General features: G+C 71.4%; 24 protein-coding genes. 15 read left to right on the top strand and 9 right to left on the bottom strand.

All coding sequences use genetic code 11. The features are described from left to right. Positions 1-95 precede the first annotated feature (95 nt). The 6 genes from V9U70_RS03965 to V9U70_RS03940 all read left to right on the top strand — a co-directional run bounded on the left by V9U70_RS03965 (position 96) and on the right by V9U70_RS03940 (position 6,013). Entirely contained in the window at positions 96-1,202 is a 1,107-nt protein-coding gene (locus V9U70_RS03965; protein WP_336673025.1) for a pyridoxal-phosphate-dependent aminotransferase family protein, read from the top strand. A gap of 308 nt (positions 1,203-1,510) precedes the next feature. After that, a complete protein-coding gene (ectA, locus tag V9U70_RS03960) occupies positions 1,511-2,041 on the top strand; it encodes a diaminobutyrate acetyltransferase (RefSeq protein WP_336673024.1) in 531 nt (176 codons plus the stop codon). A gap of 158 nt (positions 2,042-2,199) precedes the next feature. Beyond that, positions 2,200-3,462: a diaminobutyrate--2-oxoglutarate transaminase gene (ectB, locus tag V9U70_RS03955; RefSeq protein WP_336673023.1), complete on the top strand. Its 1,263-nt coding sequence runs from the start codon at positions 2,200-2,202 to the stop codon at positions 3,460-3,462. A gap of 83 nt (positions 3,463-3,545) precedes the next feature. Beyond that, a complete protein-coding gene (locus V9U70_RS03950; RefSeq protein WP_336673022.1) occupies positions 3,546-3,944 on the top strand; it encodes an ectoine synthase in 399 nt (132 codons plus the stop codon). 4 nt (positions 3,945-3,948) lie between these two features. Next, complete coding sequence (thpD, locus tag V9U70_RS03945; protein WP_336673021.1) at positions 3,949-4,842, top strand: ectoine hydroxylase; 894 nt, start codon at positions 3,949-3,951, stop codon at positions 4,840-4,842. 133 nt (positions 4,843-4,975) lie between these two features. Continuing rightward, a complete protein-coding gene (locus V9U70_RS03940; protein WP_336673020.1) occupies positions 4,976-6,013 on the top strand; it encodes a VOC family protein in 1,038 nt (345 codons plus the stop codon). 10 nt (positions 6,014-6,023) lie between these two features. Here V9U70_RS03940 and V9U70_RS03935 read toward each other — a convergent pair whose 3' ends face one another. The 3 genes from V9U70_RS03935 to V9U70_RS03925 all read right to left on the bottom strand — a co-directional run bounded on the left by V9U70_RS03935 (position 6,024) and on the right by V9U70_RS03925 (position 9,729). Next, positions 6,024-7,100 (bottom strand): aminotransferase class V-fold PLP-dependent enzyme, encoded by a 1,077-nt coding sequence (locus V9U70_RS03935; RefSeq protein ID WP_336673019.1) that lies wholly within the window; start codon positions 7,098-7,100, stop codon positions 6,024-6,026. Positions 7,101-7,214: 114 nt separating this feature from the next. Further along, positions 7,215-7,913 carry a DsbA family oxidoreductase gene (locus tag V9U70_RS03930; protein WP_336673087.1) on the bottom strand — a complete coding sequence of 233 codons (699 nt, stop codon included), beginning with the start codon at positions 7,911-7,913 and terminating at the stop codon, positions 7,215-7,217. Positions 7,914-8,502: 589 nt separating this feature from the next. Further along, positions 8,503-9,729 (bottom strand): helix-turn-helix transcriptional regulator, encoded by a 1,227-nt coding sequence (locus V9U70_RS03925; RefSeq protein WP_336673018.1) that lies wholly within the window; start codon positions 9,727-9,729, stop codon positions 8,503-8,505. A gap of 166 nt (positions 9,730-9,895) precedes the next feature. Between V9U70_RS03925 and V9U70_RS03920 the strand changes: the two genes are divergently transcribed. From V9U70_RS03920 to V9U70_RS03910, 3 genes are all read left to right on the top strand, one after another. Further along, positions 9,896-10,114, top strand: a complete 219-nt coding sequence (locus tag V9U70_RS03920) for a hypothetical protein (protein WP_336673017.1) — start codon at positions 9,896-9,898, stop codon at positions 10,112-10,114. A gap of 428 nt (positions 10,115-10,542) precedes the next feature. Continuing rightward, complete coding sequence (locus V9U70_RS03915; protein ID WP_336673016.1) at positions 10,543-11,442, top strand: radical SAM/SPASM domain-containing protein; 900 nt, start codon at positions 10,543-10,545, stop codon at positions 11,440-11,442. 26 nt (positions 11,443-11,468) lie between these two features. Further along, positions 11,469-11,816 (top strand): hypothetical protein, encoded by a 348-nt coding sequence (locus V9U70_RS03910; protein WP_336673015.1) that lies wholly within the window; start codon positions 11,469-11,471, stop codon positions 11,814-11,816. Positions 11,817-12,163: 347 nt separating this feature from the next. On the opposite strand, the gene V9U70_RS03905 is transcribed toward V9U70_RS03910, so the two are convergent. Then, positions 12,164-13,684, bottom strand: coding sequence for an aldehyde dehydrogenase (NADP(+)) (locus V9U70_RS03905; RefSeq protein ID WP_336673014.1), 1,521 nt, complete (start codon positions 13,682-13,684; stop codon positions 12,164-12,166). 182 nt (positions 13,685-13,866) lie between these two features. Here V9U70_RS03905 and V9U70_RS03900 point away from each other — a divergent pair, with 182 nt between their 5' ends. Beyond that, entirely contained in the window at positions 13,867-14,637 is a 771-nt protein-coding gene (locus V9U70_RS03900) for an IclR family transcriptional regulator (RefSeq protein WP_336673013.1), read from the top strand. A 270-nt stretch (positions 14,638-14,907) separates the two neighbouring features. Next, complete coding sequence (locus tag V9U70_RS03895) at positions 14,908-16,359, top strand: peptidoglycan D,D-transpeptidase FtsI family protein (RefSeq protein ID WP_336673012.1); 1,452 nt, start codon at positions 14,908-14,910, stop codon at positions 16,357-16,359. Between the two features lie 321 nt (positions 16,360-16,680). Here the strand turns inward: V9U70_RS03895 and V9U70_RS03890 are convergent, their stop codons facing one another. Then, the gene (locus V9U70_RS03890; RefSeq protein ID WP_336673011.1) at positions 16,681-17,856 is read right to left on the bottom strand and encodes a hypothetical protein; all 1,176 of its coding nucleotides are present in this window, start codon (positions 17,854-17,856) and stop codon (positions 16,681-16,683) included. A 435-nt stretch (positions 17,857-18,291) separates the two neighbouring features. On the opposite strand from V9U70_RS03890, the gene V9U70_RS03885 reads away from it, so the two are divergent. From V9U70_RS03885 to V9U70_RS03870, 4 genes are all read left to right on the top strand, one after another. Further along, positions 18,292-19,725 (top strand): PP2C family protein-serine/threonine phosphatase, encoded by a 1,434-nt coding sequence (locus tag V9U70_RS03885; RefSeq protein ID WP_336673010.1) that lies wholly within the window; start codon positions 18,292-18,294, stop codon positions 19,723-19,725. Next, positions 19,722-20,093 (top strand): STAS domain-containing protein, encoded by a 372-nt coding sequence (locus tag V9U70_RS03880; RefSeq protein ID WP_336673009.1) that lies wholly within the window; start codon positions 19,722-19,724, stop codon positions 20,091-20,093. Before V9U70_RS03885 ends, V9U70_RS03880 begins: the two co-directional genes overlap by 4 nt. 64 nt (positions 20,094-20,157) lie before the next feature. Beyond that, positions 20,158-20,667, top strand: a complete 510-nt coding sequence (locus V9U70_RS03875; RefSeq protein ID WP_336673008.1) for a recombinase family protein — start codon at positions 20,158-20,160, stop codon at positions 20,665-20,667. Between the two features lie 95 nt (positions 20,668-20,762). Next, complete coding sequence (locus V9U70_RS03870; RefSeq protein ID WP_336673007.1) at positions 20,763-21,962, top strand: TerD family protein; 1,200 nt, start codon at positions 20,763-20,765, stop codon at positions 21,960-21,962. 131 nt (positions 21,963-22,093) lie between these two features. Here the strand turns inward: V9U70_RS03870 and V9U70_RS03865 are convergent, their stop codons facing one another. The 4 genes from V9U70_RS03865 to V9U70_RS03850 form a co-directional block, all read right to left on the bottom strand. Further along, on the bottom strand, positions 22,094-22,324 hold the full coding sequence (locus tag V9U70_RS03865; RefSeq protein ID WP_336673006.1) for a hypothetical protein: 231 nt from the start codon (positions 22,322-22,324) through the stop codon (positions 22,094-22,096). 295 nt (positions 22,325-22,619) lie between these two features. Further along, positions 22,620-24,098 (bottom strand): hypothetical protein, encoded by a 1,479-nt coding sequence (locus V9U70_RS03860; RefSeq protein ID WP_336673005.1) that lies wholly within the window; start codon positions 24,096-24,098, stop codon positions 22,620-22,622. Between the two features lie 234 nt (positions 24,099-24,332). After that, complete coding sequence (locus tag V9U70_RS03855; protein ID WP_336673004.1) at positions 24,333-25,046, bottom strand: antibiotic biosynthesis monooxygenase; 714 nt, start codon at positions 25,044-25,046, stop codon at positions 24,333-24,335. A 101-nt stretch (positions 25,047-25,147) separates the two neighbouring features. Further along, a complete protein-coding gene (locus V9U70_RS03850; RefSeq protein WP_336673003.1) occupies positions 25,148-25,819 on the bottom strand; it encodes a DUF4232 domain-containing protein in 672 nt (223 codons plus the stop codon). Positions 25,820-25,923 lie beyond the last annotated feature (104 nt).

The raw sequence follows: 25,923 nt of genomic DNA, 5'->3' as shown, positions 1-25,923 counted from the left end.
CGTAGGCTGCGACGGGGCGCCGCCCACGACCGGCCACCGGCCGAGGCCGCCCCGCCGACCGACCGCCGTCCGTCCGACCCGAAGAGAGCACCACCGTGACGCACCCCTTCCTCGATCTCGCCCCGCTCACCGCCGCGCACTTCGCGGCGATCGAGCGGCGCGTGGCCCGGCTCCTCGCCACGGAGCAGGACGTCGTCATCACCCAGGGCGAGGCGCTGCTGCCTCTGGAGGGCTGCGTCCGCAGCGGCGCGCGACCCGGCTCGACCGCGCTGAACGTGGTCACGGGCCCCTACGGGCAGACCTTCGGTGACTGGCTGCGGGACTGCGGCGCCGAGGTCGTCGACCTCAGGGTGCCCTTCCACACCGCCGTGACCGCGGCTCAGGTCGCCGAGGCGCTGGCCGAGCGCCCGGAGATCGACTTCGTCTCGCTGGTGCACGCGGAGGCGGCGACCGGCAACACCAACCCGGTCGCGGAGATCGGCGAGGCGGTGCGGGCGCACGGGGCGCTGTTCATGCTGGACGCGGTGGCGTCGGTGGGCGCAGAGCCGCTGCTGCCGGACGCCTGGGGCGTGGACCTGTGCGTGATCGGCGCGCAGAAGGCGATGGGCGGGCCCGCCGGGGTGTCGGCGGTGTCGGTGAGCGAGCGGGCCTGGGAGCGGATCGCGGCCAACCCGGCCGCGCCGCGCCGCTCCTACCTCTCCCTCCTGGACTGGAAGGAGCGCTGGATCGACGCAGGCCGCGCCGCACTGCCGCACGCCCCCGCCCAGCTGGAGATGCTCGCCCTGGAAGCCTGTGTGGAGCGGATCGAGACCGAGGGCGTGGAGACCGTGATGGCCAGGCACGCCTCGGCCGCCGCGGCGACCCGGGCCGGGGCGACGGCCCTGGGCGGCGGCCTGGAGCCGTACGTCCACGAGGCACGCGACGCCGCTCCGGTGGCAACGACGCTGCGCGCACCAGCCGGGACCGACGCGGCCGCGCTGGTCGCCCGGGCGCGGTCGACGGACCCCGCGGCGCCGCTCGTCGCGGGCGGCGGGGCGCTGTCCAAGGAGATGATCCGGGTCAACCATTACGGGGCGGAGGCGACGCGGGGCGCGGTGCTGGCCTCGCTCGCGGCTCTGGGGACCGCGCTGGCCGACGCCGGCCTGCGGGTCGACCACGAGGCTGCCCGTCGGGCGGTATCGGAAACCTGGATGAGCCTCTGATATTCATAATGCGGTGAGCTGCTTTATTCCGAGCAGCTCCCCGCATTCTTCTTCCCGCTTTCCTTCCCTCTAAACGCAGAAGTTTTCCCCCTGCAGGAACGTAACATTTTGGACACGTTGCACGAGAGTTACAACCCTGTGACCGACTCCATAGTCACGGCGTTTTGCCCGAAAAATTCGGGCGAAAGGGCGACAAAGCTCCACTGGATCAGTGTCGAGCACGCGCCCGCCTGATAACACATCCAGGCCCATTGCCCAACCCTCTACGTCGATGCAATTTGGAAATTTGCTGGGTAAATTCAATTCCCATGACCGCCGCACCAGCAGATTTTGCCCGTGCCCGAAGCGAATTCCTCAGTATCGACACCCCACGAGTGGAGGACGGAGCCGCGATCTGGCGTATAGCCCGCGACTCCGAGGTTCTGGACCTGAACTCCTCGTACAGCTACCTGCTGTGGTGCCGTGACTTCGCCGCGACCTCCGTCGTCGCCCGCGGCGAGGACGGCGAGCCGATCGCCTTCGTGACGGGCTACATCAGGCCCGACCGCCCCGGTACCCTCGTCGTCTGGCAGGTCGCCGTCGACCAGGCGCACCGCGGCAAGGGACTGGCCGCCAAGCTGCTGGACGCGCTGACCGCCCGGGTCGCCGCCAACCAGGGCCTCTCGTCCGTCGAGACGACGATCACCCCGGACAACACAGCGTCCAACCGACTGTTCACGTCCTTCGCCCAGCGCCACGACGTGCCGCTGGAGCAGGAGGTGCTCTTCGCCGGCGAGCTGTTCCCCGAAGAGACGCACCTGCCGGAGGTCCTCTACCGGATCGGCCCGTTCAGCCCCTGAGCCCCCGGCCCTCCGGCCACGGCCCGGCGTGCCCGACCCGTACGCCCGGCCCCCACGACCTTTCGCGCCGGCCGACCATCCGGCGCGGCCCCGGCCGCTCATCCCGGCCCGGAGCACCGACCACCGCCCGTCACACCCCCTCACGCAGGAGATCCGCTGTGACCATCACCCCGCCCGCACTGAGCGTCTTCGAGACCCTGGAGTCCGAGGTCCGGAGCTACTGCCGCGGCTGGCCCGCCGTGTTCGACCGCGCGCAGGGCGCCCGGCTGACCGACGAGGACGGCCACTCCTACCTCGACTTCTTCGCCGGGGCCGGCTCGCTCAACTACGGCCACAACAACCCGGTGCTGAAACGCGCGCTGATCGACTACATCGAGCGCGACGGCATCACCCACGGCCTGGACATGGCCACCACCGCGAAGCGCGCCTTCCTGGAGACGTTCCAGAACGTCATCCTGCGCCCGCGCGACCTGCCGTACAAGGTCATGTTCCCCGGCCCGACGGGCACCAACGCCGTCGAGGCGGCGCTGAAGCTGGCCCGCAAGGTCAAGGGCCGCGAGTCCGTCGTCTCGTTCACCAACGCCTTCCACGGCATGTCGCTGGGCTCGCTCGCCGTCACCGGCAACGCCTTCAAGCGCGCCGGCGCCGGCATCCCGCTGGTCCACGGGACCCCGATGCCGTTCGACAACTACTTCGACGGCACCGTCCCCGACTTCCTGTGGTTCGAGCGGCTGCTGGAGGACCAGGGCTCCGGCCTGAACAAGCCCGCCGCCGTGATCGTGGAGACGGTCCAGGGCGAGGGCGGCATCAACGTCGCCCGGCCCGAGTGGCTGCGTGCGCTGCGCGAGCTGTGCGACCGCCAGGACATGCTGCTGATCGTCGACGACATCCAGATGGGCTGCGGCCGTACCGGTGGCTTCTTCTCCTTCGAGGAGGCCGGCGTCGTCCCGGACATCGTCACGCTGTCCAAGTCCATCAGCGGCTACGGCATGCCGATGGCGCTCTGCCTCTTCAAGCCCGAGCTCGACGTCTGGGAGCCGGGCGAGCACAACGGCACCTTCCGCGGCAACAACCCGGCCTTCGTCACGGCCGCCGCCGCGCTGGACGCCTACTGGGCCGACGGCCAGATGGAGAAGCAGACCCTGGCCCGCGGCGAGCAGGTCGAACAGGCCCTGCTGGCCGTCTGCGCGGAGGAGCCGACCGCGCAGCTCCGCGGCCGCGGCCTGGTCTGGGGCATGGAGTTCCAGGACCCGGCGCGCGCCTCCGCGGTCTGCGCCCGCGCCTTCGAGCTGGGGCTCCTGCTGGAGACCTCGGGCCCGCAGAGCGAGGTCGTCAAGCTGCTGCCCCCGCTGACCGTCACCCCCGAGGAACTGGACGAGGGCCTGCGCACGCTGGCCCGCTGTGTCCGCGAAACGGCCTGACCCGGCACGCCGGGGCAGGCGGAGAAGAGAAGTCCCGGGCCGCGAGGCCCGGGACGATGAAGAGAGAAAGGCAACCGCGCACCGTGATCGTCCGATCGTTCAGTGACATCGAGAACACCGACCGGCATGTGAAGGCCGCTTCAGGGACCTGGGAGAGCAAGCGCATCGTGCTCGCCAAGGAGAAGGTGGGCTTCTCGCTCCACGAGACCGTGCTGTACGCGGGCACGGAGACGTCGATGTGGTACGCGAACCACATCGAGGCGGTGCTCTGCACCGAGGGCGAGGCAGAGCTCACCAACGACGAGACCGGCGAGACGCACTGGATCTCCCCCGGCACGATGTACCTGCTGGACGGACACGAGCGGCACACCATGCGGCCCAAGACCGACTTCCGCTGCGTGTGTGTCTTCAACCCTCCCGTCACCGGACGGGAGGACCATGACGAGAACGGTGTCTATCCACTGCTGACCGAGGAGGGCTGAACCCATGACCACCGAAGTTCGCGCCGACCTGTACCCTTCGCGCGGCGCCGCCGAGATGACCACTCCCCGCCAGGACCCGGTCATCTGGTCCGCGCCGGGCGCATCGGGTCCGATCGCCGCCAAGGACCTCCAGGGCTACGAGCAGGACGGCTTCCTCACCGTCGACCAGCTCATCACGCCGGACGAGGTCGCCGTCTACACGGCGGAGCTGAACCGGCTGATCGCCGACCCGGCGGTCCGCGCCGACGAGCGCTCGATCATCGAGCCGAAGTCGCAGAGCGTGCGCTCCGTCTTCGAGGTGCACAAGATCAGCGAGGTCTTCGCCGCGCTGGTCCGCGACGAGCGGGTGGTGGGCCGCGCCCGCCAGATCCTCGGGTCCGACGTGTACGTGCACCAGTCCCGGATCAACGTGAAGCCGGGCTTCGGCGCGTCGGGCTTCTACTGGCACTCGGACTTCGAGACCTGGCACGCGGAGGACGGTCTGCCGAACATGCGGACCGTGTCCGTGTCGATCGCGCTGACCGAGAACCTCGACACCAACGGCGGGCTGATGATCATGCCCGGCTCGCACAAGACGTTCCTCGGCTGTGCGGGCGAGACGCCGAAGGACAACTACAAGAAGTCGCTGCAGATGCAGGACGCCGGCACCCCCTCGGACGAGGCGCTGACGAGCCTGGCCGACCGCCACGGCATCAAGCTCTTCACGGGCAAGGCCGGTTCGGCGACCTGGTTCGACTGCAACTGCATGCACGGCTCGGGCGACAACATCACCCCGTACCCGCGCAGCAACGTCTTCATCGTCTTCAACAGCGTGGAGAACGAGGCGCAGGAGCCCTTCGCGGCTCCGATCCGCCGCCCGGAGTTCATCGGGGCGCGGGACTTCACCCCGGTGAAGTAGCGGCCGCGTGAGTGACGAGGGGGCCGGGACGGTACGCCGTTCCGGCCCCCTCCGCGTGGCCCCGGCGCCCCGTGCGCGCGGAAGGGCCGTAACCCGTTGGACCGGAACGCCGCGACCGGCCAGGGTGTCCCCCATGAGTTCGCATATACGCCACATCACCGTCGACTGCTCCGACCCCTACGCGCTGGGCGGTTTCTGGGCCCAGGTGCTCGGCGCCCCGCTCTCCGACGAGGACGCCCCCGGCGATCCGGAGGCCCTGGTGGAGGCCCCGGGCGCGGAACTCCTCTTCGTGCGGGTACCCGAGCCGAAACAGGGCAAGAACCGCATCCATCTGGACATCCAGCCGGACCACCGCTCGCGGGACGAGGAGGTCGAGCGGCTGCTCGCGCTCGGCGCGACGCTGGTGGAGGACCACCGCAAGCCCAACGGGCGGGGGTGGGCGACGCTCGCCGACCCCGAGGGCAACGAGTTCTGCGTGGAGTGCGGCGCGGCAGAGCGGGCGGCGCTGAGCGGGGCCCGGCTGCCGGTGACCGCCGACGACGTGAGCTCCGCCGTCCGAGTGGCGGTGGACACGCTGGCCGAGGCCCCGGCGGACCGTTGGGACGCGCCGGCGGGCGGCCTGACCTGGTCCTGCCGGGAGACAGTGGAGCACCTGGGCACCGCTCTCTTCACGTACGCCGTGCAACTCGGCCCGCGTACGCCCGCGCTGGACGCCAACGTCCCCTTCCGGCGGGCCGCCGACCGCCCGGGCGGCCCTCTCAACGCGGTCTTCGCCGACCCCGCCGCCGGCCCGGCCGGGCTCCTGTCGACGCTGGAGGCGAGCGGCGCGCTGCTGTCCTCGATGGTGCGCACGACGCCGTCCGAGGTGCGCTCGTACCACGTGTTCGGGGTCTGCGACCCGGAGGGCTTCGCCGCGATGGGCGTGGTGGAGGCCCTGGTGCACACCTATGACGTCGCCGAGGGCCTGGGCCTGCCCTGGTCACCGCCCCCCGCACTGTGCGACCGGGTGCTGGCCAGGCTCTTCCCGGACGCCCCTGCGGGCGGCGACCGGTGGGCCGTCCTGCTGTGGGCCACCGGTCGGGCCGAGCTGCCGGGCCGCCCTCGCCAGGCCTCGTGGCGGTGGCACGGCGCGCCGCCGGAGGGCGAGCGGACCGCGACCGACGCCGGATAGGGCCCCGCGCTCAGCGCTCGGCCACCCCTCGGGCCAGGAGCTCCAGCACCCGGTCCACGTCGGCCTCGGTGTTGTAGAGGTGGCAGGAGATCCGCAGGTTCCCGGCCGGCGCCGACACCGCGACTTTGGCCTCCACCAGGCCGGGGGCGCGGTCGTCGAGCCCCGGCACGGCGACGACCGCCGACTCCGAGGAGACCGCCGGGTGCCCCAGCTCCGCCAGCCCCGCGCGCAAGCGGGCCGCGAGCCCGGTGGCGTGGGCGTGCAGCGCGTCGGGGCCGATCTCCGCGAGGAGCGCCAGGGAGTGCTGGGCCCCGTGGTAGGAGAGGAAGGCGGGCGGCTCGTCGAAACTTCGGGCGCTGGGCGCGAAACGCTGCTGCGGGCCGTAGTTGCTGGTCCAGGGCGGCCCGGCGGAGACCCAGCCGGCGAAGAGGCGTGGCAGGGTGCTCTGCGCCTCCTCCGTCACGGTCAGGAACGAGGTGCCGCGGGGGCAGAGCAGGTACTTGTAGCCGCCGGCGACCGTGTAGTCGTACGCCCCGGCGTCCAGCGGGAACCAGCCGGCCGCCTGGGTGCAGTCCAGCAGGGTCCGGGCCCCGTGCGCCGCCGCGGCAGCGCGGACGGAGTCGAGGTCCGCCACCCGGCCGTCGGCGGACTGGACCGCGGAGAAGGCGACGAGCGCGGTCGACGGACGCACCGCGTCGGCGAGGCCCGCGAGCGGGGCGTAGCGCACGCTCAGGTCGCCGCGGTGCGCGAAGGGACTGATCACGGAGGTGAACTCGCCTTCGGGGCAGAGCACTTCGGCTCCCGGTGGGAGCGAGGCCGCGATCAGCCCGACGTGCACGGTGACCGAGCTCCCGGTGGCGACCCGGTCCGGGTGGACCCCAACGATCCGCGCGAAACCGACGCGGGCGGCCTCCACCGCCTCGAAGTCGCCCACCCCCACCCGGCGGCCGGCGGCGTTCTCGTCGGCCAGGGCCTTGACGGCGGCGATCGTCCGGCGGGGCAGCAGACCCCAGCTGGAGGTGTTGAGGTAGGTGACCTCGGGTGCGAACTCGGCGGCGACCGCCCGACTGAGCGTGGAGATCCTCATGCCCCCAACCCTGTAGCGCCCTCGACACAAAGTCAATGACGCAGAGTTAAGGGGCACTCATAGAATGGCTTATGGCTCGCCTCTCGGCGGCATCAGGATGCCTCGGGTCAGGACTCAGCGCCCCGTAGCCTCGCAGGCCCCGTCCGCGTCGCAGGCCACCGCGTCTGCGCCGACGGCGGTCGGCGAAGGGGCGGGGCGATCCCTCCAGGCCTGCTCCAGCGCTTGGGCGAAGACCTCCGACGGCTGGCCGCCGGAGATCCCGTAGCGACGGTCGAGGACGAAGAACGGCACGGCGCCGACGCCCAGCTCGGACGCCTCGCGCTCGTCCGTCCGGACGTCCTCGGCATAGGCCTGGGGGTCGGCGAGCACCGCGCGGGCCTCAGCGGCGTCGAGACCGGCCTCCACGGCCAGGGCGACCAGCACCTCGTCGTCGAAGACGGAGCGCTCCTCGGCGAAGTTCGCCCGGTAGGCGAGGGCCAGCAGCTCGTCCTGGCGGCCCCGGGCCTTGGCCAGGTGCAGCAGCCGGTGGATGTCGAAGGTGCTGCCGTGGTCCCGGCCCCCGGTGCGGTAGCCGAGCCCCTCGGCCTGCGCGGTGGCCGCGACGCCGGCCTCCATGGCGGCGGCCTCCTCGCGGGTGCGGCCGTACTTGTCGGCCAGCATGTCGACCACGAGCGCGGTGTCGCCCTTGGCTCGCCCGGGGTCGAGCTCGAAGGAGCGGTGCACCACCTCGACCTCGTCCCGGTGGGGGAACTCGGCGAGGCCCTTCTCGAAACGGGCCTTGCCGATGTAGCACCACGGGCACCCATGGACCAACGGAGCCACACCGCTCTGACCAGGAGTTTTACCGATTCTCTTGGGTTTTCGCTTAACGGGCTCGCTCGTAAACGCCGGAGACGCACGGCCAACCCCTACGCCGGAGCGGTCCGACTTCGGCGAACGGATGACCATGGAGAGGAGCGCAAGGACCCCCGAGAGAACGAGTGGGCAACCATCTAGCCATGGGGTGTTGCGGGGTCGGCTGGAAGGACGCCACCGGCCCCGCTCGCTGCCTGAAAGGACCCGCCCCATGGGATGGGAGACGAGCAACCGGCGCGACCGGCTACCGGCCAACTGGGGGCGTCTGCGGGCCCGCACAATTCGACGGGCGGGGGGGGTCGCTGCGAGGGGGGCTTAGTGCACATTGGCGAGCGCTGCGAGGCACCCGGTACCGACGTTGACACGCCCTGGACAATCTCCAATTGATCTGCCGCTGGCACCACACGCAAAAGACGCAGCGAGAGGCAGCAGCAGCGAAAGCAATCAAGGGTCCTTGCGCGGCACGGCCCAACGGTCCCAAGGACTTTCGCCACCTAAGTTTTGAAGGCGTGGCAAACGCGGGGAAGGAGTTCACCTAGGAACGTTCCTAGGTGCTCTCACCGCGCGGGAGTGCCTTCAACCCCTGGTATGCCTCCCGCAGGTCTGACGCTTCCGGGAGCTGTCGTTGTTCCACGGCCTTGACTACCTCAAGCGCACGCCAGTGGTTCGACGGCACGATACGGCCGGACAGTATGGCCCGCTGTGCTGCGTTGCACGCCTCATCCAGTCGGTCACCTCCGAGCAATGCCAGCGCCAAATCGATGTTCGCGGATGCCACTCGGCGCGGCCATTTCTCCACATCTTCAGCAGGAGCGAGTCGCGCGATTACCTGTCGCGCGTAGTCCTCCGCTGCGGGATCTCCCACCCATGCCAGCGTCGTTGCCGTATAGGCCAGCGCCTTACCGGGATCGTACTGGTAGTGATGCTCGGTGCCCTTGCGTGGAACCATTGCGGCCGACATGCGTTGCACTCGCTCAATGGCTGCATAAGTTTCGGGCCCCTCCCCGAGTCGCGCTCTCGCCCGGCCCTCCTGCGCTGTCGCTTGAATGGCAGCAGACGTTCCGGCCGGAGCCAACTCCTGTGCAATCTGTGCGAGTTCTAGCGCGCGTGCGTAGTCGCCATCGGTGAGCACTCGCCAAGCGTCAGTCTCGTAACACCACGCTTCGATTTCGCGGTGGTCTGCGTGCTGCGCAAGGGTGGCCGCTGTCTGCAAACGAGCCGTCGCCGCGTGTTCCTGGTTCAGGTCGATATGCAGCGTGGCCCCCAAGAGTTGGAACCACCCCCCAACGACGTAGAGGCGGCGCTGCTCCGCAAGGGTCATGCGCGCATCCATGAGGTGCGAGACATAAGCGGAATGCTTCCTTACTCTTTCGAGCAAGTCCTGTGGTGGTGACACCGGGTATTTCATTGCCAGTTCATCGAATGCGTGTTCTAGGCGACCTAGCGTTTCTTTTCCCACGTCGCTAGCGGATACGCGTCGCGCCAATTCGAGCGCATCGAATTCGTCGTCACTATCTGACGAGGCGTCAGAAATCCAAGCAGTGCGCGACTGTGGCGGTGCGTACGCGTCCGGGACTAGCAGTGCGTCGAGTTCCGCCGAGGTGAGCGACAGCGCCTTTGCGATCTTCGGTCGCTGCCAGGGTTGCGGGTCAGTCTTTCCGCTTTCCCAGCGCTGGACTGTTGAGCGATCGACGCCGACCGCTTCCGCAAATTCCTCTTGGTTGTACCCGCACGCTTTCCGGCGCTCCGCCAACCTCCGCCGCCTGCTGGTCATCGTGGCCGGTCTCCTCTCGGGAAATACCCGTCTGCCCTGGCCAGCGTATCCAGTGCGGCCAGGGTGCGGCATGAGTGCGGCCTTTCTGCTGTGGTCCCTGCCGTCTCGCCGCGCTTGCCTAGGCCAACACCCAGCACTACCAGCGGACTTGATGGGAAGGCGAACCATGGCGAGCGCGACCACGGAAGACACCGACGCACGACAGTGGGAGTACACGACGTTCGCCCCCTCGGGTGAGACCTGCCCGGCCTGCATGAAGCCGGTCAAGACCCTTGAGCGCTGCCGACGCGGAACGATCGAGCGGCAGTCCGGTTCCCCCGTCACGATCTATCGGCACATCGATTGCGCCGACCCGGACGGGACCAAGCGACTGGGCAAGCGGTGACGGCCGCCGCGAAGGCACAGCAGCCACGTACGCGCCCTCTGTCGCCCCCGAAGCCAGTCAGCCTCACAGACGGCCCCGCAAGCCCGTACAGGGGCTCTCCGGCCGGTTGGTGGACGCGCTACAACGGTGCGCTGGATAAGCGTTCCGGGATGGTCTACCTCCCCGGCCCGACTCATCCCCCGTCTCCGTTCCCCCCGACGACTGCCCCAACTGCGTGCCGCTGGACAGCGCGTGAAGTACGTACGCCGGTTCGGCTGGTCTGTGTTCGTGTTCACGGTCGCCGCGTCGGGTACGGCGATTCTCACACTGGCCGCTACCGGCCGCCTGTGAACTCCCGCCCCTGTCGAACGCATCCGGATTCGTCCCCCGCGCATCCGCATTCTCGACAGGGGCGGGGCACCAAACACCAACGGTCATAAGGAGCTGCAATGAGCACTGCCGGAAACCGTCTCTTATTCGCGTGGCTGGAGATCACGGGACTCTGCAACGAGTTCTGTGATCACTGCTACGCCGACAGCGGGCCCAAGGGAACACACGGAACCATGACCGTGCGGGACTGGTTGAACGTGATAGACCAGCTTGCCGACATGGGAACCGTGGATGTCCAGTTCATCGGCGGAGAGCCGACGCTCTACCCGCGTCTGCCCGCGCTGATCAAGCACGCTCACGGACGGGGCCTCGGTATCGAGGTGTTCTCGAACATGACCCATATTCGCCCGGAACTGTGGGACGCATTCGGGGAGTTCGGCGTCAAGCTCGCCACGTCGTACTACTCGGACAGCGCCGAGGAACACGACGCGGTGACGCAACTCCGAGGGGCGCACAAGAAGACGCGCGCCAACGCGCAAAAGGCGCTTTCCCTCGGTATTCCGCTGCGGGGCGGAGTGGTCGCCGTGCGGGACGGACAGCGGGTACAGGAAGCGGCGCAGGACCTTACGGCGCTCGGTGTCGGAACGGTCGGCGGAGACCGTACCCGCGCATTCGGGAGAGCCAGTCAGGGGGCCGCGCCGACCATCGCTGATCTGTGCGGGCATTGTGCCCATGAGAAATGCGCCATCGGCCCGACCGGCGACGTGTGGCCGTGTGTCCTCGGTCGGTTCCTGACTCTCGGCAACGTGCTGGAAAAGCCGATCTCCGATATCTGGGGCGGCGCACAGATGGCCGAGGTTGCGGCCGATATCGCGTCGGTCCACGACGATGGTGTCCAGTCGTGCACTCCTCCGCAATTCCTGCCCATGTGCGGGCCGTGCGGTCCGTGCGTTCCCTCGGTCGGGCACTGCGACCCCAGGGAGGCGGAGAGCGCCGCTACGATCGGCGCACCGGCCTAATCCGCTGATCATGAGGGAGCGCACACATGGACGATCACGGGGACGACTTCGGCCCTTGGGGGTGGGAGGGCGACGGAAACGCCATTCAACAAACCGAGGACGAATGGCTGACCATCGCTCGGTACGTCCGGCACGCTGCCAACAAGCTCGGGCCGGATCTCCCGCTGTGCCTCCCTGGTGAACCGCAGGAATGCGGGCGGACGGCTCAACAGCACGTCATCGCGTGGGCCGCGCACCTCCGGGCGGTGTCCCATCACCTGATCGAACAGGCCACTCCGAGTGAGGCGCGGGGCGCACATGCCATCGGCCCGCTGTACCAACGTCGTCTCGCGGAGCTGCGTTCTCAGACGGCATCGGTACGCGCCCCCGGCTGACCGGCTGCACCCCCTTGACGGCCCCGTTCGTGTGCCTCCCCCGTGGCGCATGAGCGGGGCCTCTTCGTGCATCTACCCAGGTCAGACCGGGCGCGCTAACCTATGGCTCTGTTGGTCCAAGGGCAGGCGATGTCGCTCCAGATCTCGACGCGCATGACTCTTCTTCTCTCCAGGGGTCGCGACAGCGCACGGAGGGCCCCTCCGTGCGCCGGGTCTCATGAGCGAACACGGGAGGGAGCCGGGTGATTCCCACGTCGGCTCCCGGGCCCGCCGGAACCCGGGGACCGACGTGGGGCCCGGGGGCCGACCCGTGGCCCAGGGCGAAGAGAGGGGGCCTCGGGCGGTGTCTACGCGCGGCGGCCGTCCACCCGGCGGGGCAGGCCCAGCGGGTTGTCCTCGCGCAGCTCGGGCGGCAGGAGCGCCTCGGGCGTGCTCTGGTAGGCGACCGGGCGCAGCCAGCGTTCGATCGCGGTGGCGCCGACCGAGGTGGAGGGGGACGTCGCGGCCGGGTAGGGGCCGCCGTGGTGCTGGGCGGGGGCGACGGCGACACCGGTCGGCCAGCCGTTGACCAGGACGCGTCCGGCGAGCGGGGCGAGGGCGGCCAGCAGCGGGGCCGCGGCGGGGTCGGGGCGGGCGGTCGCGGCCTGGAGGGTGGCGGTGAGGTTCCCGGGAAGCCGGGCGAGGACGGCGGCGGCCTCCTCCTGCGAGGTGTACCGGGCGATCACGGTGACCGGCCCGAAGCACTCCTCCAGCAGCGCGTCGTGCGGGCCTTCGGCGGTCAACCGGGCGGCGGGCACCGTGAGGAATCCGGCGGAGACGGTGTGCTCGCCGCCCGCGCCGGGGGTGACGGGTGCCTCGACGTCCGGCAGTGCGGCCCGCTCGCGCACGCCGGTGAGGAAGGCGTCCCGGATGCGGTGGTCCAGCAGGACGCCCGCGCCGGCGCCGCTGACCGTCTCGGCGAGGGCCTTGAGCAGCCGGTCGCCGTCCCCGTCCGCGGGCACCAGGACGAAGCCGGGCTTGGTGCAGAACTGGCCGACGCCCAGGGTCGCCGAGCCGCCCAGCCCGGCGCCGATCTCCTCGGCGCGCTCCGCGGCCGCCGCCCCGGTGACGACGACCGGGTTGAGGGAGCCGAGTTCGCCGTGGAAGGGGATGGGGACGGGCCGGGCCGCGGCGGCGTCGAACAGGGCCCGGCCACCGCGCACCGACCCGGTGAACCCGGCGGCGCTCACCAGCGGGTGGCGGATCAGCGCCACGCCCGCGTCGAAGCCGTGCACCAGGACCACCACGTCCTCGGGCAGCCCGGCGCGGGCGGCGGCGCGCCTGAGGACCGAGGCGCACAGCTCGGAGGTCGCCGGGTGGTCCGGGTGCGCCTTGACGACGACCGGGCAGCCGGCCGCGAGCGCGCTGGCGGTGTCGCCGCCCGGCACGGAGAAGGCGAGCGGGAAGTTGCTCGCCGCGTAGACGGCGACGACCCCGAGCGGGATCTTGTAGCGGCGCAGGTCGGGCCAGGGCGGGGTCCGGCTGCCGTCCTCGTGGTCGATGCGGACGTCGAGATAGGCGCCTTCGTCGACGACCTCCGCGAACGCCCTCAACTGGGCTGCTGTACGGGCGAGTTCGCCGCCGAGTCGAGCCGGTCCGAGCGCGGTCTCCGCGTCGGCGACCTCGACGATGTGCTCGCCGGTCTCCTCCAGCAGCTCGGCCGCCGCCCGCAGGAACGCGGCGCGCGCCGTCCGGTCGGCGAGGGCGTCGCGTACGGCGTGGGCCGCTCGGACGGCTCGGCCGACCTCCTCGGCGGTGGCCTCCACCGCGACCTGCTCACGCGGGTTCCCGGTTCGGGGGTCGACACTCCAGACTGGTGCTGCGCTCACCGTGATTCCTTCCCGGTCCTGGGACCACCTCAGAAAGTGTTCGGTATTCTGAACGGCGTTCCTGGATGTGAATGTACCGGAACTCTATTTCCGCACGTTCCGTGTTGGCAATCCGCAGGGGCGGGCTTCTCGGGCGATGATGCGCGGGAAGAGCCGCAGAGCTGGAGAAGGGGGCGTGGGCGATGTCGGTCGCCGAGTCCGGTGGAGCACAGGTCAAGTCCGCGGTGCGGACGGTGGAGCTCCTCGAATACTTCGCGGGGCGGCCCGGCATGCACCCGCTGGCCGCCGTGCAGGAGGCCGTCGGATACCCCAAGTCCAGCCTCTACATGCTGCTGCGCACCCTGGTGGAGCTGGGCTGGGTGGAGACGGACGCCACCGGCACCCGGTACGGGATCGGAGTGCGCGCCCTGCTGGTGGGCACGTCGTACATCGACGGCGACGAGGTGGTGGCCGCCGCCCGGCCCGCCCTCGACCGGCTCGCCGACGACACGGCGGAGAGCATCCACCTGGCCCGCCTCGACGGAACGAACGTCGTCCACCTCGCGACTCGGCAGTCCCCGCACCACCTGCGTCCCTTCACCCGGGTCGGCCGCCGGCCGCCCGCCCACTCCACCTCGCTCGGCAAGGCGCTGCTGGCCACCCACAGCGACGAGCAGGTCCGCTCGATGCTGCCCGAGACACTGCCGGCGCTGACCGAGCACACCATCACGGACCGGGAGAAGCTGATCGAAGAACTTCGCCTGGTCCGCGAGCAGGGGTACGCGGTCGACCGCGAGGAGAACACCCTCGGCCTGCGCTGCTTCGGCGTCGCGGTCCCCTACCGGACGCCGGCGCGGGACGCGGTCAGCTGCTCGGTGCCGGTCGCCCGGCTCACCCCCGGACACGAACAGACGGTCAAGGACGCCTTGTTCGACGCCCGGGACCGGCTCACCCTCGCGACCCGGCGGCTCTGAACCGGCGGGGCCGCCCGCGCCCCGCGCGGGGCTGCGGCGGGCCTGCTCGCGGGCGGCGACTCGCGCCTCCCCCCTGCGGCGGTGCGCACGCCGACGGCCGTGCTCGCGAAGCCCGGTGCGCGGGACCTCGCCCAGGCCGTCATCGCGGCGTACGCGTCCGGTCCCTGCACGCCGGGGCGAGCCGTGCGGGACCCGGCGCCGTGTGAGAAAACGGTGAGAACGCGCACGAACGGGAACGTCCCCGGCGGCCCCACTCGTCCCTCCAGCGGGATGAACAAGACAATCAGGCACGCTTCGGTCTGCTGTCTGCTGATGGTGCTCGCGCTGCTGGTGCGGGCGACCTGGGTGCAGGCATACGAGGCCAGGGCGCTCGCGGACGACGAGCACAACCGGCGGAACACCATCGCGCAGTACGCGCGCCCGCTCGGGGACATCATCGTGGCCGGCTCGCCGGTCACCGGATCGAAGGAGTCAAGCGGCGGCGACCTCCGCTACCAGCGCACCTACCCGCAGGGCGAGCTCTACGCGGCCGTGACGGGCTACAGCTCGCAGGCGTTCGGGGCGACCCAGCTCGAAGGCGTCTACAGCAACGTCCTGGACGGCACGGACGACCGGTTGAAGAATCCGGCGGACCTGATCACCGGCGAGCGGGCCGCGCCTGGCAGCGTCCTGACCACCATCGACCCGGACGTCCAGAAGGCGGCCTACGAGGCGCTCGGCGACGACAAGGGCGCGGCCGTGGCCCTCGACCCGAAGACCGGGCGCGTCCTCGGCATGGTCTCCACCCCCTCCTACGACCCGGCGGGGATCAGCGGATCGGCCGACGGCGACACCTGGAAGGCACTGCTGGACGACGAGGACAAGCCGCTCGTCAACCGGGCGCTGCGGCAGCCCCTGGCGCCGGGCTCCACCTTCAAGCTGGTGGTCGCGGCCGCCGCGCTGGAGAACGGGTTGTACGGGTCGGTCGACGAGGCCACCGAGAGCCCCGACCCGTACACCCTGCCCGGCACCACCACCGTGCTCCGCAACGAGAACGCGTCAGCCCCGTGCGAGAACGCGACTCTGCGCACCGCCCTCCAGTACTCCTGCAACAACGTGTTCGCGAAGGCGGCCGCCGACCTCGGCCAGGACGAGGTCAAGGAGATGGCGGACGCGTTCGGGTTCGACACCGAGAAACTGGACATCCCGGTGCGGGCCGCGACGAGCGTCTACCCGACCGGCATGGACCGGGCGCAGACGGCGCTGACGGGCATCGGCCAGTTCGAGGTCACCGCCACCCCGCTCCAGATGGCGATGGTGGCCTCGGCCCTGGCGGGCGGCGGTGAACTGGCCGCGCCGCACATGGTGTCCCGGGTGACCGACGGCGACGGTTCCACCCTGGAGGAGACCGGGGACGGCGAGACGAAGCGCGTGGTGAAGGAGTCGACCGCAGAGCAGTTGCGCAGTGCCATGGTGACGGTCGTCGAGGAGGGCACCGGCGCCAACGCCCGGATCGCCGGGGCCGAGGTGGGCGGAAAGACGGGGACCGCGCAGAACGGCGTGGACAACAGCAACACTCCGTACGCCTGGTTCACCTCCTACGCGAAGGACCGCTCCAACGGCAAGGAGGTCGCGGTCGCGGTGATCGTCGAGGACTCCGGCTCTGCGCGCTCGGAGGTCAGCGGCAACGGCCTTGCCGCGCCGGTCGCCCAGAAGATGATGAGGGCGGCGCTGGGACGGTGAGGGCCACGGCCCGGCTCCGCCTACGCCGGCGGCTCGGGGCGGGGCCTTCGAGGCGGCGGACCGTCCCACGCCCGGTGGGCCGCTGCCCCTCCAGGCCGCCGGGGCGGCGGCCGTCGCGGTCGACGCTTCCGGGGCGTCCGGGGCGTCCGCCCCATGCCTGCGGGGCGTCTCGCTCCGGACCACGAGCCGCACGGCTGGGTCGCGAGCACCGGGCCGCGGCGGTGGACGCCGGGGCGCTGACGGCGACCGGCGGGGCGGGCCGGGCTCCTGGTCGCGGCGGTGACGGCACACCGTCGCCTTCCGGCGTCCGGCCGCCCCGCTTCACCCGAGCCGTGAGAGCGCGGCGGCGACGGACTCCAGGTCGGGTCCGGAGGCGAGCCCCGCGTGGTACAGGCGCAGCTGGTCGGCGCCGAGCGACGCCGCGTGCGCCGCGTCCCGCTCCAGGGTGCGGGGGCTGCCGCCCATGGCGGTGACCACGCCGAAGTTGGCCGCGAGCACCCCGGCACGCCCCGCGAACGGCCCGAGCACCGCTTCACGCACGGCGTCGGGCCCGGTGCAGGGCAGCACCACGCCGTCGGCCACCGTGAGGACGTGGTCCGGGTCGACGCCGACGTTGGCCCCGGTGCGGTAAGGGATGGGGTCGGCGTGCAGCAGGACCTGGAAGCCGGGCGGGGCCGCGGCGCGGACGGCGGCGACGACGGACTCCTGGAACGCCCGGGCGGCCCGGACGCGCCACCGCAGGGAGGCGTCCGCGAGGCGTGGGCCCAGCAGCTTCTCGACGCCTTCCCGGCCCGCCTCCGCGGAGCCGCTGCCCGACCAGGCCGGTTCCAGGGCGCTGCGGACGGCGGCGGCCAGTTCGCCGGGGTCGCAGCCCTCGTCGCCGTAGCCGGTGCGGCAGTCGGCGCAGAAGCACAGCGACATGAGGTACTGCGCCGCGTCGCCGAGCCCGACCCCGGCGACCTTGTCGTGGGCGTGCAGATGGGCGAAGCCGTACCAGCCGCAGGACTCCAGTTCGACGCCGCGCGCGCCGGGCCGGGCGGCGGCCTCCGCCGCGAGCTCCACGAGATACGCGCGCACCGCGGGGCGGGCGATGCACGGAGCCCAGGGGTAGCGGTCCCCGTAGGCGTTGACCACGGAGGTGCCGGGGTGCTCCGCGCCGAGGCGGGAGTCGTGCGCGAGGACGACCCAGCTGTGGACCTCGATCCCGGCGGCGGCCAGGGCGCAGGACGCCTCCTGGTAGGGATCGTCGCCCTCCACCCAGGTCTGGGCCCGGGGAGCGAGGGCCCGCCCCGCCCAGCGGGCCGGGTCGGGCGGGTAGAGGACTGCGGCGTGCTCGGCGGTGACGATGCGGTGGCGCGGGTGGCGCGGGGTCAGGGCCCGGGTGGAGTGGTAGGCCGAGGCCAGGGTGACCTGGCCGACGCCGAGGTCCGCGATCCGGGCCGCGGCCGCCGGGTCCCCGACGACGTCCCACGGATAGAGGAAGACCGAGGACCTCACGGGCGCTCCCTGAGCAGATACGGATGGGCACACATCTGATCGATGTCCATCATGCTGAACGCCGTAACGCTAGGACAGCCTCTGACAGCAGGTCAAGGGAAACGCGGCCCGCCGAGCAGGTCGGGAGCATGCCGAGACCTTCCGGATTCTCCTGCGAACCGCACGGCGACGCCCAACTGGTGATGGCGCGCTGGACCGGCGCGTACCAGCACGGCAATGAGTGTCGGACGACATCAGGATGACAGTGGGCTCCGGCAGCTGGTGTCAGTCGTCCCGATGAGGTGTGTCAGTGGGCAGTCGTCCCGTCGGAATCGATGAGGCGCAGGCCGTACTGGACGTCGTCGGTGAGGACGTCGCGCTTCTTGACGGCAGAAGGCCGGTCTAGGCTGCGACAGTCGCCGACCACCGAGGCCGGCGTGTCAAGGAAAGGCACATATGCCGCAAGCGCGACACGCGACCGGCCCGGCGAACACACCGGGCAGGCAGACGCTCAGTGCGGTGAAAGAAGCGGCCCGGATGGACGCCGTGCGCCGCTACGACATCCTCGACACCCCGCCCGACGGCGCGTTCGACCGCGTCGCGGCGATGGCCGCCCGGCTGTTCAAGGTGCCGGTGGCGAGCGTCACGATCGTGGACGAGGACCGGATCTGGTTCAAGGCCGTGCACGGTCTGGAGGGCGTGAGCGAGATCAGCCGTGAGCCGGGCCTGTGCGGCTCGGCGATCCTCGCCGACGAAACGCTGGTGATCCCGGACACTCTCACCGACCCCGTCGCCGTCAACAACGGTCTGGTCACCGGACCGATGGCGGTCCGCTTCTACGCCGCCGCGCCGATCACCACCCGTGACGGGCACCGGCTGGGCACCGTCAACATCCTCGACACCAAGCCGCGCCTGATCACCGAGGACGACACCGCCACCCTCGCCGACCTGGCCTCGATCGTGCTCGACGAGCTGGAGATGCGTCTGGCGGCCTTGAACACCCTGCGCACCGAGCAGGAGCGGCGCATCGAGCAGGAGGAAGCCCGCGAGCGCGCGGAACGCGACATGGCCGCCATCCAGGCATTCGCCTCCACCCTCCAGCGCACCCTGCTCCCGCCGGCACTGCCGGTGGTCCCGGGGCTGGAACTGGCCTGCCACTACGCCACCGCCTCCCCGCGAGATGTGGGCGGCGACTTCTACGACGTCTTCCCCCTCGACGACACGAGGTGGGCGTTCTTCCTCGGAGACGTGTGCGGCAAGGGCCCCGAAGCCGCTTCCGTCACCTCCCTGACCCGCTACACCCTGCGCGCCGCCGCCCTGATCGACCCCGACCCCGACAAAGTCCTCACCGCACTGAACACGGCGCTGCTCCTCGACCCTGCCGTCGGCACCCGGTTCTGCACCGCCGTCTTCGGCGCCCTGGAACCCCACGAGAACGACGGGTTCACCGTCACGGTGGCCACCGGCGGGCACCCTCCGGCCTACCACCTGCGCGGACAGGGGACGGTGGAAGAGGTACGCCCTCAGGGCGGCATGCTCATCGGCGCCATCGCCGAAGCACGCTTCGCCTCCCACACCTTCCACCTCGCACCGGGCGAAGGACTGCTCCTCTACACCGACGGACTGACCGAGGCCCGCGTCCTGGGCGGAGAGATGATCGGAGACGAGGGACTGACCCGCTTCCTCTCCGCACGCACCGGGCCCGTCGGCGCGGCGGAGGTCATAGGGGACACCGTCGACCTCCTCGACGCCACGCCCCAGGGGGCCTGTGACGACGTCGCCCTGCTGGCCCTGTCCGTCCCCCTCGCACGTGACGCGGACGCCCTCACCGCGATCGCCACCGCCCACACCATCGCCCCCGCCGGCGAGACGCCGGAGAGCCGACCGTGACCGACTTCAACCTCACCACACAGCACACCGACGGCGACCTCGCCCTCGCCCACGTCGCCGGGGAACTCGACATAGCCACCGCCCCCATTTTGCGCGCCCAGGCACTGGCCCTGATCGAACAAGGCCACCGGCGCCTGATCCTGGACCTCGCAGCCGTCACCTTCTGCGACTCCACGGGCTTCAGCGCCCTCATCGGCATCTACCGCTGCGCCAAGACCGCCGACGGCACCCTGGTCCTCGCCGCCGTCCCCGACCGCCTTGACCGGCTGCTGCGTCTCACCGGCATCGGCGCCCTGTTGCCCGCCCACCCCACAGCCGCCCACGCCCTCGTCGCGCACGCCCCCGGCCCGGACACGGCCACCGCGTAACCCCCTGCGACGGCCGCCGGGCAAAGGCGGCCACCGCAGCCTCAAGAGATGGCACGATCACCACGTGACCAGCCTCACCAGCGCCCTCAGCACGCTGGGCGACGACCCGCTGGGCGCCTTTCCCCTCCGCCCGACCGAGATCCGCATCGGCTACGCCCGGGGCTCCACCGGCGGTCAGAGGCTCGACCGGCAGATCGGCGCCCTCACCCTCGCGGGGCGCCGGCGCGTCTTCCCCGAGAAGAAGTCCGGCAAGAACGACCTGCGCCCCGTGCTGAAGGCCTGCCACGCCTTCCTCCAGGGAGGGGACGTCCTCGTCGTCCCCTCCCTGGACCGGTACGGCCGCGGCCTCCCGGACCTGGTGAACATGGTCGCCGCCCTGCGCGAGCGGCAGATCGGTTTCACCGCCCTGCACGAGAAACTCGACACCACCACCCCGGCGGGCGGGACCAGGAGCGCGCCGAGCCGGACGACAGGCGTACGGGCCACTGGCACTTCCGGTGTCGGAGGCACTGACACTTCCGCGTCGGCCGACAACGAGCGCACGGCCCGCGCCCATCCGCGCAACCGCGGCTGAGGGTCGCCGGCCACCGGGCACGACCGGAGCGCCCCGAGGCAAAGAAACGGCAAAAACGAGGGAACGGCGGGGCGAGGTCGTTCGTTACCCCGTGCATGACCGCAATGACCCCCGGCTCGAACATCCCTCTCTCCGTCGCCCGTGTGGCGGTGGACGTCGCAGCTCCGGTGCGGCTCGACGTCTCGGGCCTGCTCCTCACCGCTGACGGCAAGGTGCGCTCCGACGACGACTTCATCTTCTACAACCAGCCCACGGGCCCCGGTGTGACCTACCGCTCCGGCGGGGGCTCGGCACCCGACGCCATCGTGGTGGACACCGCGGCGGTCCCGCCCGGCATCGAGAAGATCGTCGTCACCGCGAGCCCGGACGCCGCAGGACAGACGTTCCAGGGCGTCGAGCCCACCGCCACCGTGCGCAACGCGGACGACGGCGCCGCGCTGGCCACCTTCACCCCGCCGCAGCTGGGCTCGGAGACGGCGCTCCTGGTCATCGAGATCTATCTGCGCAACGGCGCGTGGAAGGCCCGTGCGGTCGGTCAGGGCTACGCCGACGGGCTGGCCGGGATCGCCACGGACTTCGGCGTCTCGGTCGAGGAGCCCGCCCCCGCGGCCCCGGCCGCCCCCGCCACCGTCGACCCCCGCATCGCTCCGTCGGCGGCGCCCGCCGCACCGGCAGCGCCCGCCGCTCCGGCGGCCCCCGCCGCGCCCGCAGGCTCCGGGAAGATCAACCTGGACAAGGGCCGCGTCAATCTCCAGAAGAACCAGACCGTTTCCCTGGTCAAGGGCGGCGCCCCCCTGCTCTCGCGGGTCAGGATGGGCCTGGGCTGGGAGCCCGCGTTCCGCGGCAAGGACATCGACCTGGACGCCTCCGTGATCGCCTACGGCCCCCACCGCAATCACCTGGACAGCTGCTACTTCGGCAAGCTCTCCATCCTCGGCGGAGCGATCACGCACTCCGGCGACAACCTCACCGGAGAGGGCGCGGGGGACGACGAGGTCATCGTCGTGGACCTGGGCCGCATCCCCGCCGAGGCGACGGGCCTGGTCTTCACGGTCAACTCGTTCACCGGCCAGAAGTTCAACGAGGTCGCCAAGGCCTACTGCCGGCTGATCGACGACGCGACCGGCGAAGAGCTGGTCCGCTTCGACCTGACCGGCGCCGAGCCGCAGACCGGTGTGATGATGGCCAAGCTCATCAAGCAGTTCACCGGCGAGTGGGAGATGACCGCGATGGGCGAGTTCGTGAAGTCACGCACCGTGCGCGGCATGGTGAAGCCGGCCGCCAAGTCCCTGTAGCGCACCGGTGTCCCTGCCTCCGGCCCCGAAGGCCTCCGGGAGGCCGGGCGCAACGGAGTCCGGGGCGTCTGAGGTGACTCAGGCGCCCCGAACCCGGGTAAGACGGTCGCTGCTCGTGCTCGTCTCGCCTCTCAGAGCTTGGTCAGCTTGGAGTACGGGCTCAGGATTCTTCCCTGGCGCCCCGAGAAGTCGATGAGGACTGCGTCGTTGTCGCCCTCGACAGCAAGAATCCTGCCGAGCCCGAACTGGTCGTGCGACACCCGGTCGCCCACGTCGAAGCATTCGACCGGTGGAGCGTCCTGAGCCGGGCGGTTGAAGGGACTGGAGGGCAGGTGACGCCGGGATCCGGCTGACTGTTTCATTACGTCGAGTATGCGCCCTGGAAAGGCCCGACGCCATGCCCGCCCGCCCCGGGGCCGCAGAAGTGCCGCATTCGTAATCAGCCTTCACCGCGCCCGGTCAGCGCGGGAGCCCCTCCCCGACGGCGCGATCCCGCGGAGCGCCGCCCCGGAAAGACCCTCGAACGTGTGGTGCTTCTCCCACCGGAGCCCGTCCGTGCGAGGCCGGACAGGCTCCGCACGGACGGGCCCCTGGCCCCGGGCCCCGAGCGAGACCCGGTTTCCGGCTTCCCTCAGCCGCCCACGCGCGAACGGGCGCTCAGCCCCCCACGCGGGAACGGGCCTTGAAGGCCGCCTTGCGGGCGTCCTTGGCGGCCTTCTTGTCGCTGTGCAGTCGGCCCATGGCCTCCAGCACGTCGGCGGTGGCCGGGTGGTCGACGCGCCAGACCTCGTCGAAGAAGCCGGTGTGCTGCGAGGAGAGCCCCTCGACCAGCCCCTGGAGCTCGTCCAGCTCACCGTCCGCGTCCAGCTGTGCGGCGATGGTGTCGACGGCCAGCCAGAAGATCATGTTCTGCGGCGGGGCGGGGACGTCGGCCGCGCCCCGCTCCGCGAGCCACACGCGGGCCAGGCCGCCGAGTTCGGCGTCGTCGAGCACCGCGCGCACGGCTGCTTCCGCCTCTGAGCCGACGAGCGCGAGGGCCTGCTGGCAGTGGAGGCGGCGCAGCGGCGCTCCCTCGTCCGTGCCGCGCGCGGCGGCGAGCAGCTCGGCCGCGGCCGTCGCCGCGCCTTCGGCCCCGTACCCCGCGAGCCAGAGCTTCACCTCGGCACGGGCGGCGGACTCCGGGTAGTGGGAGATGCCGTCGAGGAGGGCGTCGGCGCCCTTGCCCGCGAGGTCGCCGACGGCGGGGGCGTCCACGCCGGCCTCCAGCATCCGGGCCCGGACGCCGTAGAGGCCGAGAGGGGTGAGCCTGACCATGCCGTACCGGGTGACGTCCTCCTCGTCGGCCCCGGCGACGGAGGCGTCCACCGGCGCGTCGCCCTCCTCGACCAGCAGGGCCTCGTCGACCGGCCGGTACTCGACGATTCCGATCGGTTCGAGGAGCCGGAACTGGTCGTCGAGGCGCACCATCGCCTCCGATACCTGCTCCAGGACGTCGTCGGTGGGCTCGCCCATGTCGTCGGGGACGAGCATGGAGGCGGCGAGGGCGGGCAGCGGCACCGGCCCTTCGCCCGCGCCGTTGTCCGCGAGGGTGAGCAGGTACAGGTTGCCGAGAACGCCGTCGAGGAACTCCGCCTCGGCCTCCGGGTCCCAGTCCAGGGCGTCGAAGTCGATCGAGCCGTCCTCGCCGACGAGGTCGGCGAAGTCGTCCAGGACAGGAGCGGTGGCGTCGGCGTGCACGGCCTCCAGGCCGTCGAGCCAGATGCCCAGGACGTCCTGCGGGGAGCCGCCGGTGAGCAGCGCCAGGCTCTCGCCCTCGGTGACGGTCCCCTCGGCCTCGCCGCTCTCGTCCTCCTCTTCCGGGTCCGTGACGTCGAGGAGACCGGTGTCCACCGCGAGCCGCCAGGCCTCGCTGGCGTAGGCGGCGCCCTCCGCGTCGGCCGGGAGCCCGAGGTGTTCCGCGGCCGCGGGCAACTGCGCCTCCACGAGCTCCCCGCCGGCCCCTACACGGGTCCGCGGCCCGGCCCAGCGGGCGAGCCGGACGGCGCGGACGAGCAACGGAGCGGCGAGCGCGTCCCGTGCCAGTTCGGCCTCGGAGTTCAGCCGCACCGGCGGCAGGGAGGGGCGCTCTGCGGACATCGGGGGTTCTCCTCGGTGCGTGCTCGGGGGCGCACGGGGTGCGTACGCGGTTCAGCCGTCCAAGCCTAGACGTATTTCGCCGCATGCCGCCCGGTTCGGGTGAGCGAGGGGCGGGTTGGCCGGAGAGCCTGGGGGACTCCCCCCGGATGCCGTGCGGATCACCCGCCGGGGGCGGCGGCCGCGTCTCTCGCCGCCGCCCGCACCCTGACCAGGGCCGGCCCGAACGCCCGCTTCCTACACGCCCGCCTCCGGCTCCAGGCTCAGCGCGGGGGTGTAGCGGTGGACGCCGCCGCCGGTCACGCCCGGGTAGTTCTGGACGCGTTCCCACAGCGGGGAGGGGGAGCCGATGCCCTCGCCGGGCGCGGCCAGGGCCGCGATGTGGTGCTCGGCGCTCTCCCACTCGGCGTAGTTGAGGACGCGGGCGCCGTCGGTGCTGACGTGGAAGTGGGCGGCGATGCCGCCCGCGGGCTTCTCGCCGTCGTCGCCGAGCGCTTCGAACACCGCGTCGACCCAGGCACGTTGCCGGGCCGGGTCAGGCCCGTCGAACTCGACGTCCACGATGACCACGGTCCCGGGCTCGCGGGTGTCGCCCTCGGTCCGGAGCCCGGAGCGGTACAGCTCGTAGGTGTGCAGCTGGACGCGCTCGATGCCGGGGACTGCGGCGTCGATCTCGGCGTTGCGGGTGTCCCGGTTCTCCCGTACGAAGTCCTGGTAGGCCTGCTCGCCGGTCCACTGGGAGTAGTGCAGCAGGGTGGCGCCGTCCTCCCCCGTGTAGACGCTGTACGAGAGCAGGCCCGGGTGCGGCCACTCGCGGTGCTCCCAGGTCCTGCGGATGGCGTCGACGGCCTGCTGCTGGCGCTCGGGCGTGCCGACGTCCCAGGTGCTGGCCTTGGCGATCCTGGCGTCGGTACGGGTCGGGTCCGGGCGGTCGGTGACGCGCGTGTTCATGGGTGTTCCCCTCTCCTGCCGCAGCCGTTCGGTGCGGCGGTGCGCCCACCGTCGCACCTCAAGTCCGCTTGAGGTCAAGGTCGTTCCGGAAAGGCCCCGTGTCAGGTCGCCGGTTCGGTGCGCCACGCGGTCATGTTGAGTTCGTCCATCAGCCGGATGTCGTGCCCTTCCAGAGGGAAGACCCGCGCCGGGACCCGCGGGGCGGCGGAGATCTCCAGGGCGTCGCCCTCGATGAGGTCGCCGCCCTCCGGGGTGGAGACCCAGGCGAGGACCGACCTCACGGAGCGGCCGGGGGCCAGCGACACCGGTTCTGGACCCGGGTCCTGGCCGAAGTACGACCCGGCCAGGTTGACCTTGACCGGGATGGGCCCGCCGTCCTCGCCGAGGGCCCGGATCGAGGGGTAGCCGTCGACGGCGTACGGCTCGCTGCCGCAGTTGGTGAGGGTGAGCACGACGGCGCGGTGCATCATCGCGGTCTGCACCTGTCCCATGTCCACGACGACCCCGGAGGCGGGGCAGCCCCCGGGAGGGGGCGAGGCCGGGGCTTCCAGCCCCAAGGCGCCCTTGGCCGGCGTGCTCTGCCCGGGCGCCGGGGGCGGCGTCTTCGCGCGGACGATGCCGGGGCCGGGGAGGGAGGCCGACGGGGAGGCGGACGGAGAGGGGCCCGCCACGCCCTCACCGGCCGGGACGAGGAAGCCGGAGCAGCCCGTCAGCGCCATCAGCGCCACCGCCGACAGGACGGCCGCCCCCGGCGCCCGTACGCGTTCGCCCATTCCGTCCGCCCCTCACCGCAGTCCGTCGCCTGTGCGTTCGATCATGCCAGAGGGCCCGGGAGGGGCCGGGACACTTCAGCGTCTCTTGCCGGTGCCGCCAAGAA

Source organism: Streptomyces pratensis (genome assembly GCF_037137275.1).
GTDB classification, from domain to species: domain Bacteria; phylum Actinomycetota; class Actinomycetes; order Streptomycetales; family Streptomycetaceae; genus Streptomyces; species Streptomyces pratensis_B.
Note: the sequence above shows the minus strand (reverse complement) of the source record. Positions and strands in the feature narration are given on the sequence as shown.

Bases quoted from the DNA above. Each gene is read 5' to 3' on its own strand.
- V9U70_RS03850 (WP_336673003.1), bottom strand. From the start codon at position 25,819: ATGGGCGAACGCGTACGGGCGCCGGGGGCGGCCGTCCTGTCGGCGGTG.
- V9U70_RS03865 (WP_336673006.1), bottom strand. From the start codon at position 22,324: ATGAAACAGTCAGCCGGATCCCGGCGTCACCTGCCCTCCAGTCCCTTC.
- V9U70_RS03895 (WP_336673012.1), top strand. From the start codon at position 14,908: ATGAACAAGACAATCAGGCACGCTTCGGTCTGCTGTCTGCTGATGGTG.
- V9U70_RS03920 (WP_336673017.1), top strand. From the start codon at position 9,896: ATGGCGAGCGCGACCACGGAAGACACCGACGCACGACAGTGGGAGTAC.
- V9U70_RS03870 (WP_336673007.1), top strand. From the start codon at position 20,763: ATGACCGCAATGACCCCCGGCTCGAACATCCCTCTCTCCGTCGCCCGT.
- V9U70_RS03925 (WP_336673018.1), bottom strand. From the start codon at position 9,729: ATGACCAGCAGGCGGCGGAGGTTGGCGGAGCGCCGGAAAGCGTGCGGG.
- V9U70_RS03900 (WP_336673013.1), top strand. From the start codon at position 13,867: ATGTCGGTCGCCGAGTCCGGTGGAGCACAGGTCAAGTCCGCGGTGCGG.
- V9U70_RS03935 (WP_336673019.1), bottom strand. From the start codon at position 7,100: ATGAGGATCTCCACGCTCAGTCGGGCGGTCGCCGCCGAGTTCGCACCC.
- V9U70_RS03855 (WP_336673004.1), bottom strand. From the start codon at position 25,046: ATGAACACGCGCGTCACCGACCGCCCGGACCCGACCCGTACCGACGCC.
- V9U70_RS03915 (WP_336673016.1), top strand. From the start codon at position 10,543: ATGAGCACTGCCGGAAACCGTCTCTTATTCGCGTGGCTGGAGATCACG.
- V9U70_RS03860 (WP_336673005.1), bottom strand. From the start codon at position 24,098: ATGTCCGCAGAGCGCCCCTCCCTGCCGCCGGTGCGGCTGAACTCCGAG.
- ectA (WP_336673024.1), top strand. From the start codon at position 1,511: ATGACCGCCGCACCAGCAGATTTTGCCCGTGCCCGAAGCGAATTCCTC.
- V9U70_RS03885 (WP_336673010.1), top strand. From the start codon at position 18,292: ATGCCGCAAGCGCGACACGCGACCGGCCCGGCGAACACACCGGGCAGG.
- V9U70_RS03940 (WP_336673020.1), top strand. From the start codon at position 4,976: ATGAGTTCGCATATACGCCACATCACCGTCGACTGCTCCGACCCCTAC.
- thpD (WP_336673021.1), top strand. From the start codon at position 3,949: ATGACCACCGAAGTTCGCGCCGACCTGTACCCTTCGCGCGGCGCCGCC.
- V9U70_RS03910 (WP_336673015.1), top strand. From the start codon at position 11,469: ATGGACGATCACGGGGACGACTTCGGCCCTTGGGGGTGGGAGGGCGAC.